The organism is Woronichinia naegeliana WA131, from assembly GCA_025370055.1.
GTDB classification, from domain to species: Bacteria; Cyanobacteriota; Cyanobacteriia; order Cyanobacteriales; family Microcystaceae; genus Woronichinia; species Woronichinia naegeliana.
The window spans coordinates 6,781,746-6,795,541 of sequence record CP073041.1; the positions used below are offsets into that span (position 1 = coordinate 6,781,746).

Annotated in this window: 11 protein-coding genes; 5 read left to right on the forward strand and 6 right to left on the reverse strand. The window is 35.6% G+C overall.

Features of this window, described 5'->3' with window-relative positions:
* Nucleotides 1-78 precede the first annotated feature (78 nt).
* Nucleotides 79-1,116 carry a class II fructose-bisphosphatase gene (gene glpX, locus KA717_34565; protein UXE60586.1) on the reverse strand — a complete coding sequence of 346 codons (1,038 nt, stop codon included), beginning with the start codon at nt 1,114-1,116 and terminating at the stop codon, nt 79-81.
* A gap of 866 nt (nt 1,117-1,982) precedes the next feature.
* Between glpX and KA717_34570 the strand changes: the two genes are divergently transcribed.
* From KA717_34570 to KA717_34590, 5 genes are all read left to right on the forward strand, one after another.
* Nucleotides 1,983-2,087 carry a hypothetical protein gene (locus KA717_34570; protein UXE64866.1) on the forward strand — a complete coding sequence of 35 codons (105 nt, stop codon included), beginning with the start codon at nt 1,983-1,985 and terminating at the stop codon, nt 2,085-2,087.
* A gap of 446 nt (nt 2,088-2,533) precedes the next feature.
* Nucleotides 2,534-2,866, forward strand: a complete 333-nt coding sequence (locus tag KA717_34575; GenBank protein ID UXE60587.1) for a hypothetical protein — start codon at nt 2,534-2,536, stop codon at nt 2,864-2,866.
* Nucleotides 2,863-7,008, forward strand: coding sequence for an AAA-like domain-containing protein (locus KA717_34580; protein ID UXE60588.1), 4,146 nt, complete (start codon nt 2,863-2,865; stop codon nt 7,006-7,008). The genes KA717_34575 and KA717_34580 overlap by 4 nt, the downstream gene beginning before the upstream one ends.
* Before the next feature lie 68 nt (nt 7,009-7,076).
* Nucleotides 7,077-9,197, forward strand: coding sequence for a hypothetical protein (locus KA717_34585; GenBank protein ID UXE60589.1), 2,121 nt, complete (start codon nt 7,077-7,079; stop codon nt 9,195-9,197).
* A 61-nt stretch (nt 9,198-9,258) separates the two neighbouring features.
* Complete coding sequence (locus tag KA717_34590; protein ID UXE60590.1) at nt 9,259-10,443, forward strand: glucokinase; 1,185 nt, start codon at nt 9,259-9,261, stop codon at nt 10,441-10,443.
* Between the two features lie 294 nt (nt 10,444-10,737).
* Here the strand turns inward: KA717_34590 and glk are convergent, their stop codons facing one another.
* The 5 genes from glk to KA717_34615 all read right to left on the reverse strand — a co-directional run bounded on the left by glk (nt 10,738) and on the right by KA717_34615 (nt 13,791).
* The gene (gene glk, locus KA717_34595) at nt 10,738-11,700 is read right to left on the reverse strand and encodes a glucokinase (GenBank protein ID UXE60591.1); all 963 of its coding nucleotides are present in this window, start codon (nt 11,698-11,700) and stop codon (nt 10,738-10,740) included.
* A 240-nt stretch (nt 11,701-11,940) separates the two neighbouring features.
* Nucleotides 11,941-12,192 carry a hypothetical protein gene (locus KA717_34600; GenBank protein UXE60592.1) on the reverse strand — a complete coding sequence of 84 codons (252 nt, stop codon included), beginning with the start codon at nt 12,190-12,192 and terminating at the stop codon, nt 11,941-11,943.
* 126 nt (nt 12,193-12,318) lie between these two features.
* Nucleotides 12,319-12,438, reverse strand: a complete 120-nt coding sequence (locus KA717_34605) for a type II toxin-antitoxin system HigB family toxin (protein UXE60593.1) — start codon at nt 12,436-12,438, stop codon at nt 12,319-12,321.
* A gap of 500 nt (nt 12,439-12,938) precedes the next feature.
* Nucleotides 12,939-13,526 (reverse strand): hypothetical protein, encoded by a 588-nt coding sequence (locus tag KA717_34610; GenBank protein UXE60594.1) that lies wholly within the window; start codon nt 13,524-13,526, stop codon nt 12,939-12,941.
* On the reverse strand, nt 13,510-13,791 hold the full coding sequence (locus KA717_34615) for a BrnT family toxin (GenBank protein ID UXE60595.1): 282 nt from the start codon (nt 13,789-13,791) through the stop codon (nt 13,510-13,512). Before KA717_34615 ends, KA717_34610 begins: the two co-directional genes overlap by 17 nt.
* Between the last annotated feature and the right edge of the window lie 5 nt (nt 13,792-13,796).

Here is a 13,796-nt window from a genome sequence, read left to right on the forward strand (position 1 = left end):
ATCTTGACAATTCTTAATGAGCTATTCGACAAAAAAGGTGGGCTGAAATAACCCACCTGCCGTCCGTCAGCTAGAAAACTATTTGAGTTGGATGACTTTAGGCTGATCAAACAGGTGAACGGTATCCACAAAGCGAGCCGTTTTCGATTGGGTCGAGATCACTAAGCTCTGGGTTCGTGCTCCACCGTGAAAGAAACGAACACCTTCCATTAAAGTACCAGGGGTGATACCACAGGCGGCAAATAAAACTGTATTACCACTAGCTAATTCGTGAGTATCATAAACGCGATCAGGATTGGTAATGCCCATCGAGATTAAACGCTCTAGATTTCCTTCACGGCTTTCCCCAATTAAGCCAGTTTTAACCACTTCTGGATCATAAATTAATTGACCTTGGAAATGACCCCCTAAACAACGCATGGCTGCTGCGGAAATAACCCCTTCAGGAGCCGCTCCAATGCCCATGAGTGCGTGAATATTCGTTCCAGAGAAAGCACAGGAAATAGCCGCAGAAACATCGCCATCACTAATGAGACGAACCCGCGCACCAGCCTCCCGAATTTCTTGAATAAGTTCTTTGTGACGAGGACGATCCATGACGACCACCACCAATTCTGCCACATTCCGACCTAAGCAGTCTGAGAGAATTTTAAGGTTTTCGGTGGCTGATTTATTAATATCCACATGACCTTTAGCGGCTGGGGGAGCAGCTAATTTTTTCATATAAAAGTCTGGAGCGGCAAAGAGTCCCCCTTTTTCGGAAATCGCTAGTACGGCCATGGAACCATTTTGTCCATAGGCAACGAGGTTAGTTCCTTCGCAAGGGTCAACAGCAATGTCAATCTCCACTAATTCGTCAGGATTACAAAAAGTGTGAGCGTCTTCTTGGGTACAAATACCCACTTCTTCACCGATGTAGAGCATGGGAGCTTCATCCCGTTCGCCTTCACCGATAACGATGCGTCCACGCATATGGATTTTATTCATCCGTTCTCGCATGGCATCTACGGCAACTTTATCCGCCGTATCTTTTTCGCCTTTGCCCATCCATTTAGAAGAGGCGATCGCTGCCTGTTCAACGACTTCAATAATTTCTAAACCAAGTGTACTTTCCACGAGACAATCCTCCCAACTGCTGATTAGGTTTCCCTAGCCGATCTGTTTTTGTTATCAGTCAAAAGTCTATCAGAGTCGGGGGACAACCTTTGACCATAAACCCCACCTAATCAATAAGGACTAAGTGGGGTTAACGACAGAAGGGAACTGGTTCAAGAGAGTTCTAGGAGTACTACTTAAGGGGATGGTGTTCTGTTAGTATTTTTTCTACCCTAGCTTCATCAATGCGAGCAACAAGCTTCGTGTTTTGAATTTGGAATTGCTGGATGTCGGAGTACTTTGGGCGACTAGACGTTTAAGTTTTTAAATGTTTAATCTTTCTTGGGTTAATTCCCCTCTGCTTGCAGCGAAAAATTTAAAGTTGCAATGGAAACCGTCGGTTTGCGAGCAAAACATCTTCCATACCCCGTCCGCTTGCGGCGGGGAAATTTTGATTGAGGCGATCACCCTGGCAAAAAAACAGGCCGTTAACTGGACTTATGAAGGTTGCGGTCTGGTTTGCTATCCGTCTTGATATGGGGAATTACTAGGGGTTACAAAAAACGAGGGAAAGCGTCACCCCACATTCCGTACTTGGCACAAAGAACTTAAATTAATACAAGACAGCCTAGATTGGCAGAAGTGCTTCCCCGCAAAGGTTTCAGCAATTACAATCTGCTGATCAACAAAAACACACCTCTTTGCACAGTGCAAACGCCCTAGTGTATGTACTGCCATAACTCTTCTTTCTCTGTCTATATCTAGTGTCGTGATGGCTAACAATGCCTGCATATAGCGTGTGATTTTTAAATTATTTATTTTCTCCTAATTAGTACGAAATATGGGGTCACGATTACAACTCCTTAAACAACTCCCCTAGTAATTTAATAGCCCTTTGTTCAGCTTGTCATTTAGGGAAGCATAAACGGCGACGGGGAAATATTACACCTGGGCAATTAACCCTAAACATCGAGACAGCTACCAAACTGTAAAGTCTTGACTAGACACTCTATAAAACCCTTGCTGTATAAGCTTTTGGAAAATTTTACTAGGGGATAAGTTGTTAATGCTGTAATTCCCACGCTGTAAAGTAGATACCTGATAAAACCCTTGCTGTGATTGAGTTCTGGAATTTTACTACGGGATAAGTTATCAGTGCTGTAAACCTTGATTAATAAGTTTTGTAAAGTAGTTAATTGCGGCTTACTTTGTACTTTACCATTATGTCTAACGGTGTTTGACTTCGTTCTTATGACCAGTCAGAGAATAGCGTTAAGGTTGCCTAGTGCCTATACCAATTACTCGAATCCCACATCAACAATACTGGTGTGACTGTGACTAATGTTGTGACGGCGGCGTGCGTGAAACGTGCCAAAGGCATCGCGGCCTTGGAAAAGGGTTAATATTTCTTTGTATTAATTAAAAGGAAGATTAAGTAATGGAAAAGCATGAGTTAGTTCAATTTTCTCTAAAAAACGGGGCAACTCTTTTTGTAGAGGTTGAGCAACCTAGAGGGGGAGGGCTGAAACCTGTTGCTAGAGAAACGGGAGAAATAGCGGTTAAAGCTAAAAAAACTTTTGAAGATGCGATGAAAAATCTGGAACCGATGATTACTAGCATTAAGGAACAATTAGATGCGGCTAATCAGCCCGCCGATGAAGTTGAGGTAAAATTTGGAGTCAAATTAACTAGTGAAGTCGGTGCTATTTTGGCTTCTGTTGGAGGCGAAATCACTTATGAAATTACTTTGAAATGGAATAAAAAATCATGACAGAGAATTTTAAAGCTTTTACTTCAGTTGACGATATTATTGCTAAAATTTATAACAACGAATCGAAGGACGTTGTTGGTGCAGGTTTCTTGATCTCTTCTCACTACTTATTTACTTGTGCTCATGTTGTTATAGCAGCTCTTAAAACCCAACCAAAAGAAGAAACAGAAATACGCCAAATAGAAATACGCCAAACAGAAATACCTAAAGGCGTAATTAACTTATTTCTAAATCAAGAACTAACCGCCGAAGTCATCTTTTGGCGACCTTGTTCTTCTTCCGAGATTCAGAAGAGTCGATATGGAGAGGATATTGCAGTATTAAAGATAAAAGAATACGGAGGGTCTAATGAGACTTTTCATAACTTGTTATCTATAGACATAATTAAAGAAAAACTGATTAATATTATGGGTTTTCCAGGGGGAGATGAAATCGGTGTTTGGACAGAATACAAGGTAGCAAGTCCAGTTAGTGGCGGTCGTTTTCAGATGGAGAAAACAGAGCAGGGTAAGCCAAGCATCGTACAGGGCTTTAGTGGCGCACCTGTATGGGATAAAGACATAAAAAATATTATTGGAATGGTGATGGTTGCCAAATTAGGCGGTGAAGAGGAAGAAACACATATTGCTTTTGCAATTGCTTCATCAACTCTGATTGATACTTGCCTTAAATTTTTAGAGCTTCAAGACATATTATTAGAGTTAGATTTAAAAACGGTTAAAAAAGCCTATACAGAGTGTCGTCAACAAGATTCAGACAAACCCATTCCTGAAACAATTCAGGAGATGATTACAAGCTTTGCTGATGAAGCGAAGTTTAATTTACCAAAAAAGAATAAAAACCTGGATTTAAACCTATTTATTCAACACCTGATTATTAGTTTAAATCAAACGAAAGTTATTGAATGGGAAAAGAAATATATGGTTATCTTAACTATAGATACTGTAAGAGAAATAAATTATGACAGAATGAAAGTTCCTAATCCATTAAAGGATAAATATGGTTATATAGAAAGACCAGATATTGAAAGTAAATGTTATCAGAAAATTGCTACAGGAGATTTTATCAGAATAAAAGGTTCTGTAGGTATGGGCAAAACTTGGCTTCTTAAGCAAATGATTGAGTATGCTAAGAATCAAGGACATTTTACTATTCTATTAGATTTTAATGAGCCAGAAAAAGCTGTATTTGACGATTTAAAGATTTTTTATACATGGTTTTGTTACGCAATTGGTAGAACTTTAGGGATTCAACAATCTGAGAGTTTTATTCCTTATACCAATTACAACTCTACACCTTCTATTAATGCAAATACAAAGTATTATTTTGAAGATCATTTATTAAATAATCGAGACAATCAGCCCAAAATGGTATTAGCAATTGATAATGTGGATAGATTGTTCACCTTTCCCAAGATTGTTAATAGTGTATGTAATTTGTGGCGAGGTTGGTACGATGCGTATGATGAGAAAATTCGGAACAATATGATAATGCTCATTACTTATTCGACAGATGAGTACCCTAATTTTAATATTAATAATTCTCCGTTAGAAGGAATGGGTCATGAGTCTAATTTATCAGACTGGGAAGTTCTCCAAGTAGAATCTATTGCTCAACAGTATGGACTTGATCTGTCAGTTGAAGAAATTAATCAATTAATGACATTGATAGGAGGACATCCTTATTTAGTGAGAAAAGCGATAGAATATCTCCATCAAACACCGACAAATGTAGAAAATTTATTAAAAATAGCAACTAATGAAGATAGTCCATTTAGTTCCTACTTAGATCAACTTTTACAAAATTTGGAAAATTTACCAGAACTCTGCAAGATTTATAGTCAGATTACACGAGGATTTTCGATGAGATTAAATAGGACTTCCAAATTTCACTTAAAGTCTATGGGTTTGATTAAAACGCCAGGCGATCAAATATTACCCAAATATTCTTTGTATCACGACTATTTTTTAAAGCATCTTAATCAAGGAGATATAGTATCCGTTATGAGTAATCCTAATCCTAATCCTAATCCTAATCCTAATCCTAATCCTAATCCTAATCCTAATCCTAACCCTAATCCTAATCCTAATCCTAATCCTAATCCTAATCCTTATCTTTATGGTGGTGCAGTAAGAATAGGTAAGTTTATCTATGTCGAAAGAGCCGCAGATATAAAGTTATATGATGCTTTAAAAAGCGGAATTGTTTGCTGTGTTTTTAATGCTCGAAAGGCGGGCAAATCGAGTTTAAGAAATAATGTTATGAATCAATTAATTTCCTGTGAATATGAACATAAATGCGTAGTTGTTGACTTAAGCACAATAGGAAGTCCAGAAGATAATAAAGCAGGTGACTGGTATTTGAGTATATTATTTGACATTAATAGAACATTAGGACTTGAAAAGGAGTTTGACGTGAAACTGTGGTGGAAGCAAAACGAAAGTCTAACTAATTTATTAAAATTCTCTCTCTTTTTTGAAAAACAAGTATTATCTCGCTTTCAAAAACCAATAACAGTTTTTATAGATGAAGTTGATTTTGTGAAACAGCTACCTTTTCAAACAGATGATTTGTTTGTTTGGATCAGAGGAATTTATCAAAAAAGAAGTGAACCACAAAATAATGATAAATATAATCGTCTCAATTTTTGTTTATTAGGTGTAGCTAAAGTATCGGATTTAATCAAAAATACAGATATAACATCATTTAATCTAGGACAAGAAATTGAATTAACTGAGTTTAAACTTGATGATAATGTAAAAATGCCTGATTCATTAAAAGTTTTGATTACTCCAGAATTAGAAGCTAAAGTTGATAATCCTGAAGCTGTCTTAAAAATAGTGTTAGAGAAAACAGGAGGACAGCCCTATTTAACTCTAAAACTTTTAAATAAAATCGTTCAATCTACAACACCACACATCCATGAAGTTTCTCAGATAGAGCAAATTTTAGAATTGATAAATATATATATTACTAACAAAAACAACGATAGTTTTAAGGAGCATGATTATTTTGAACATACAGAAAAGCGTATTATGAATTATAAGCAAAAAAATAATATTAATGAATTTACAGATGAACTTACAGATGAACTAAAAACTTCTCGTCTGTTAAAATTGTATCGGCAAATTTTAGAAGGAGAAGAAATTAGATGGGATCGAAGTAATGATCAACTCGATTTACAGTTATCAGGTTTAGTATCTAATCAATATGGAAGACTTAAAACTATTTCTCCTATACATGAAGAAATATTTAATTTAGCATGGATAAATAAATGTCTAGAAAGCATTAGACCTCTTGGGTATCAAAAGAAAAAAACTGCTTGGGAAAAATCAAACTCTAATGATTCTTCCAAAAGAGACAAGTTTTATTTATTATATGGAAAGGAATTAAAAGATGCTAAACAAAAATATAAGAGATTAAGTCCAGAAGATGAAGCTTTTATTGAGAAAAGTAATAACTGCTTTAACGAGGATATAGGTGGATTAAGACATCCTAGATTTGCAATTGAACAACAAAAAGAAGTGATAATTAATAGGATGAGAGAGTTGACTAATTATGACAAGGATATATTTAATGAGTTAATTACCATTGTTAACCGTGATGATGATGATATTGATGATTTACCTATGGTTACAGAAAATAACTGGGTTGATAGCTTAAATGAGTGGGTTAATAATTTAGTAAAAACTCGTATAATTAACTACGGGTTAAAAAATATAGATATTTTAAGAAAAATTAATACAGAAATTGAAAATAAAGAAGAAGATGAGCGTTTTTCGTTGCTTGTAGTCTATGGAAGAATTTTAATAAAAGGGAAAGTAAAATTTTCTGAAGGAGATCAAGAACAAAAGCCTTTACTAGATACAGGATTAGTTAAAAAACGATATAGTGAAGATGGTTATTATATAAAAGTATCAAATCTTATTTATCAGTCTATCTTTAACGAAGGTTATATTAATGAAATGTTACCTAATAGGAGGGGATATGGTAAAAAATTAGGTATGTGGCTAATTACTCAAGATGCTCAATATCTTTTGTCAGTCGAAGAATTTAGCAATATTATTGATTCCTTAGCTGATCAGAATTTATCAGAGGATGAACATCGGTTTTTAATTGAAAGTCAACTTAATAGTATATAATTAAACTGAGGGTTAATTTACCAAAACCAGACATTGAGTAACTTAGACATAAAAAAAGCTTTTAAAATATGATTCAACAATCACAGCGATCGCCCAACCCTGAACCCAAAAAGATTCTTAGTGAAATTCTGCTAGAATTTGTTATAGAAATCCAAGAACCTCGGAAAGCGAGTAATCCTCAGATGATTGTCAAAAAAATCTTAGAATTAGTAAAACCACAATATTTTAAATGTGTTGAGATAATTTGTAATTTAATTCGTAAATCTGATGATTACATTAACGAAGGTAGGGAAGAACAAAAAATCACTAATTTAGTTGAAAATTTTGCTCAAAATTGGCAAGAAAGTGACGACAGCCAACATTTGCAAGAAATTAAAAACAAAATTATTGAGTCTCAACGTAGTCTTTCTTTGCTGAGTCTTTATAAGCAAATTATTATTAATCAAGATATACACTTAGATGGGACGAATAGTAACGACCTAGAATATCTAATTGACTTAGGCTTGGTCGTTCGGGAAGATACTGTTTTGAGAGTCTCAAATATTGTTTATGAAAAGGTATTTAATTTGAATTTTATTGAGCAAGAGTTGAACAGTCATGTTAATAAAATAGTATCAGAAAAATGGACATTTACTCTTGATTTAAGAGAGACACAGAAAGAACAAATTATTAATCTCATCACATTAAATATTCCACAGTTAGCAAAAAAAACTAACAATTTAGAAACTCTCATATCTTTAATCCTTACATCAAGTAAGCCCGATATTGCCTTATTAGAGTTATTATTAAAGTTGTTTGCTGAAACTGAAGATAAAAATTTTACTAGTGATAATGATCAAGAAAACCCAAAATCTCTGATACGCCCATATTTAATTGATAATTGGGAAACTAAGTCTAATTCTTTGTCAGTTTATTTTCAAGGAATTAAACAAAAATTAATCACTAATAATAATTGTGATGCTTTTTGGTTATTAGTTACCTATCGTTATGTTTTACAAGGGAAAGATACCCCATTTAATGCTGACCAAGAAACGCAAGAACTCTTAAATTTAAAATTAGTTTTAACTAATCAAGCTAATAAATTAACAGTGTCTAATGAGATTTATTATAAAGTAATTTTTAATGAGAACTGGGTTGGAAAACAGTTAGCACAAATCCCTAAGCCTCAGAGTCAGAATATATTAGCGTTGTTAGATAGTAATGATTTTGAGGGAGATATTACTATCCTCAAAAGCAAATTTCCCCATAATTTTAAAACTATTATTGAGGAAATTCTATCATGGACGCATGAGCATCAATCTCTAACTAAAAAAATAGTTGAGTTTGTTGGTAGTTTAGAAGTTGAGTCAGAAAATGTAAAAGACTGGTTTGAGAAAAATGTAATCTATTCTCAGAATCTTGGTGAATATCTCAGGGAAGCAGTTAATGATTTTAAAATTTTAATCAGGAGTAGAGTCGCTAAATTAGAAGGAGTCAAGGAAATCGATCAAATTAACCTTAGTTTGGTGAAATTGACTACAAAATTTAGGCAGAATCCATTGATTATCGCTAAGGCGATACTTGAGCATACCGATGGTGAGCCAGAATCAATCAAAAATCTTGTTGACTTAATTCTGCCAGATGATAGTATAATTAGGACTGAAGCCGATGGGCATAAAATCCCAGAGCTAGTTAAATCTTTAGAAAACCCTAACCTAGAGGTGGTATTAAGTATGCCAAAAATAAATATTGATCAATTGCTCAATCAAATCGTTGAAGAACAAGAAGGATTAGAGGCGATAGTTCTTATCAACTTAACCAAAAGTTTACCTCAGTATCATAATAGTGATTTAAGGTTAAACAACGAAAGGTTATTCAATGACCTTTTTCGAACTAATCGAGGTATATCAAAAGCTCTGGCAAACTTTGCATCTCTACAAAGCATTCCCAAAGCTCTTAACACTTTTGGTCAAGAAACTAATAAAGGGCAACTTGATTATGCAATATTTCTATTTAAGAATGAAGATAAAAAAAATATTGATTCAGGAGGGTTAATAGTAGTTTATTTTACTATTTTTGAAGGAGTGCCATTCGCAATTTGTTATATTGCTACAAAAGAAGCTTTTCTTGCTTCAATATTATTATCTTGTGAAGAGAGTATTGATCAGATCAGAGATGGACTAAAAGAAAAATATGAACAATATGAATAAACTGTTTTGTCTTTATTAAAAGTCTAAATAGCTGTTAACAACTTTGCGAGGATTAAAAATTATGGTCATTTTAGCAGGTGAATTTGGTGGTGAAAAAACTAAATTAGCTTTTTTTAGCCACAGATATGATGAGACTCTGAATAAAACAATACTTGTTGAGCAAACAGCATCTAAGTCTTTTGATACTATGGATTATGCTCACCAAGGACTAGAAAACATTATAGACGACTTTGTGCGAGAATTTCATGATGAAAAAGAACACATTTATTGTGCTTGTTTTGGTGTTCCAGCACAAGTTAAAGAGGGTTCTGCTACAATTAAGCGTTTAGGACAAGAAATGTCTTTGACTGAAAATGCTTGTAAGCAAAAATTGCCTTCCCGTTATCAAGTAATTCCTGTGAAACTTATTAATGATATGGTAGCTATTGGCTATGGAATGTTCTTAGGAAAAGGTGAATTGGAATTAGAACAACTTTACGAAGGAGAAAATGAAAAAGAAGCAAAATCTACGGATCGTCGTTCAATTATGCTGGTCAGCGATGGTTTAGGACAAAGTTTGTGGAAATGGGCTGAGAATGAAGAAGCATTATCCCCTACTAGCTCAGAAGGTGGACATTGCCGCTTTGCTGCTCAAACCGCTCAAGAATGGGAACTTTGTTTGTATATCAAAAAGGAGATTCAAAAAAAATTAAAAGAAAAAGGAAAGGAATCGCCTTTAGATAAAATTAAAGTGCGATTTGAAAATGTCCTCTCTCGTAAGGGTTTAGTTACCATATACACATTCTTGAGAGATACTGGAACTTATGGGGAAGAACCATCTAATTTAAGAGAAAAAATTCAGCAAAATGAGAATAATCTTGATCCTCTTGTTAAAGACATTGTTAGGGATATTATTGAAAATGCAATCCCGCTAGATACCTCAACAACTCCAAATGACTTATGTATGGCTACTCTTGAAATGTTTATTACAATTTGGGGAGAAAGAGCAGGTGATTTAGGAATAACATTTGAAGCTAAAGGAGGTGTATATATTGGCGGTATATCACTAGATATGACAAGACTAAAGGAAGGTCTTTTTGTAAAAGCTTTTCTTGAGAAAGACATAGAAAATTCTCGAAATTATGAAAACAACATAAATATTCCCCTTAAAATCTTCAAAGAAGAGGACATTGTATTGCTAGGATCAGCACGTTATATAGTTGAAGAAGTTCCTACTGGTAAATTTGCTCTTATGGCAATGGATTAACTTGAGATCGGAGTAAGGGAAAATTCAGAAACCTTGCTGAATAAGGATTTTCACGAATCCCTGACTATGTTTGGTTCGCTCTGAACCCGTTCTAAGAGAGCGTTTATCCAAAAACTTCACAACATTGAAACTCGTCTAGACTCATTTTCGTTGGCAGGACACAAAACAATTGTAGAAACATAGGGCTTTCAGCCATTGCTTATCCCGAACTGGCGTTAGATTAATATAAAAAATCTTGGTATGTGAGATACACGCACCAAGAAAAAGTGATTTTAAAAGTATCTTTTTTTACCTCTACATTTTAGTAGAGGCGTATTTTACTGCTCCAGTTAACCCTTCTAAATCTGAGACAATATGCACAGGAACTTTTGCTAGTAAAGCGGGGTTAACCCTTGCTTTCTTGTTAAAACCCCTCATAAACCCTCCGCTTTGCATCAGTTTAATATTTTTAGCAGCAATACCACCCGCAATATACAAACCACCAAAGGGTAATAAACTAACCGCCATATCTCCTGCTGCTGCACCGTAGGCTTCGGCAAAGATGTCCATTGTTTTTTGACAAAGAACATTACCTTGTTCCGCACCTGTTGCGATCGCCTGACCAATATCTTCTTGAGCTAAGAAATTACCAGCATCTTCGTTGGGGAATTGCTCACATAAAAATTTGAAAATGCTAACAATACCAGGCCCCGAAACTACTTTTTCTATATCAACTGTTCCATCAACCTGAAGATACTCTAATAATTTAGTCGCTAATGAATCGTAAGGTGCGAAATTTGCGTGGCCTCCTTCACTGGGAAAAACCTGATAACTATTACCGTCAGGAATAGCAAATGCTTTACCAAGACCAGTTCCCGCCCCAATAATTGCAATTGGAGTGTTCTTAATACATTCACCTTCTTGTAAGGTGACTAAAGATTCATTTTCTCCTAAAACGATGTTATAACCAATAGCCACGAAATCGTTAATCAAGGTTATTTTAGAAATATTCAGTTCATTTTGTAACTTTTCTCCGTCTAGTTCATCCCAAGGGAGATTAGTGATCTTGCATTTATTCTCAGAAACGAAACCAGCTACAGCAAAACAAGCTTTTTCTGGTTTAAATTCTGCACCGAGAAATTGTTGTACTAAGATTGCCAAGCCTTCATTACCACTAAGGTATGTTTCTTTTTTAATTGATGAGCCTAATTCATCATCCGTTTCCACTAGACGGAATCTAGTGTTAGTAGCACCAATGTCGCCTGCTAAAACTAACATAAACGAACTTTCTCCTTTAATTTAATTATTGAATAGTATAACAAAACGAGCATCAACTTGACGATGTAAAACAGTAGGGCAAACGCATCTAAATTCTAGACTCCTTATCTGATAAGACTTTCCGCGTTTCAGAAAAATTAACCATGATCTCGGAAACCCTTATCCAGCCTACCTTTCAAAAATAAGATGCGTTCACCCTGGGGGACTAAAATGGTCAAAAGATCACTTTAATAAATTCTGCTAGATAAATAAATCCGCAGAAACCGAAAAAAGAACTGCTAACTTTTTTGCCTGTTCCTTACTAATTTGTCGCTTACCATTAATCATTTCTGAGACAATCCCACTAGAACCAATTCCTGCCCTAACTAAATCCGCTTGAATCAAGCCCCTAGCTTCCATAAGTGTTTGAAGTATCGAAACAGGAGTAGAAGCTGAACCAGGCTGAAATCGGGCTTCTTCATATATCTCAATTAACACTTCCCACACATCCATGATTTGCTCCTCTAACTCATGGGGATTTTGCTTAAAAAAAGTGACTCGGCGATCGCCAGAGCCTGGTGATACTGCTCCTCAGTTTGAATAACGAAGGGAAGCATTGAAGTTTCTACGAGCGAGGGATTAAAAGTAAGGGTCATTTTTCCAATCCTCCTGGTCATATTCAGCGTGAGTCAAAACATACTTGATGTAAATTCTGGCTTTTTCATCGAAAAAAATGGGTCTGAAACAGGGCGAACGCATCTTATTTTTGAAAGGTAGGCTGGATAAGGGTTTCCGAGAGCATGATTGATTTTTTATGAAACGCTGAAAGTCTTATCAGATAAGGAGTCTAGAATTTAGATGCGTTTGCCCTGCCATATTGTATTTTAAGATTGCTTTTTTTGCATAGATCAAGTACAACAGTCAACAAATTCGTTTCCATAAGCATAAGCAAAAACTGTTTTTGGGCATGCACCGACATCTTCTAATCATCTCGAACGCCTATTTCGAGAATTTCGCACTAAGTCTGATGAAATTGGCGCTTTTCCTAACGAAACTAGTTGTCTAACTCTCTTTTGGCTTGTTGTCGAGCGTGACCATGCTAAACATGACCGTAGAAACTACGCGAATAATTCATGACACTAACGTTTGTTCATTAAATTCATCTTCTGGCATTAAAAGAATATCGTTTAGGAACGATCGCGTTTTAATGAATAATGGACAATTAACAATGGATAATTAATAATTAATCAGCGATCGCCTTAAGGGGTGAAGGGTAATTTAAGTTCGATTCCCGTTTTGCTTGCTAGATCGGTAATGTTATTCGTAAAGTCAGTGATGGCGGCGATCGGTGCACCAATGACAGAAGCGGCAGTAAATAGGGCAATTAATCGCATTTTGAGTTTAGGTAAGTTGCGATCGCTTTCTGGTTTTTGCAGTTCGGTTTCAACTTCGTTTAAATCAGCGATTACGCCTGCTTGAATATCGGGGGCAAATTGGGTTGCTGTTTGACGTAAGTTGTTAATAATTTGTAAAATTTCGGCGGTATTTGCATTATTAATTTGGGTCTGAATTTTATCACCCATAATTTTATCGCCAAGAACTTTATCACCCATAATCTTATCGCCATTGATGTGATCACCGTAATAAATATCAGTATTCGGGTTTGTACTCTGGGGCGGAACTTGACGGGTGGTACTGGTTCCATCGGCATGGTGAACGGTGACGGAGTAGCCTTGGCGCATGGCTTTAGCGTGTTTACCGCGCACTGGCTGACCTAATTGACTAAAATCGTATTCGGGCAGCATTTCATCGTCAAATTGGGTTGTTAAATTATCGGTTTGTTGCATAACGTTTTGCTTCTTGAACGGTAGATAAACGAGAACTAATAATACGAATTTTATTGTTACGTTCGGTATAGACTACAACCAAAAGCCGTCCTCTAGCCGACATTCCTATATCAATATAACGCGGTTCTTCTAGGGAATGAATAGGATCGTCATAGATTTGAGAGTTGGGGTCTAAAAAGATAGTTTGGGCTTCTTCAAAGGAAACACCATGTTTTTGTAAGTTGCGATCGCTTTTGTTGTCATCCCATTCAAACTGAAGATTCATTTTGG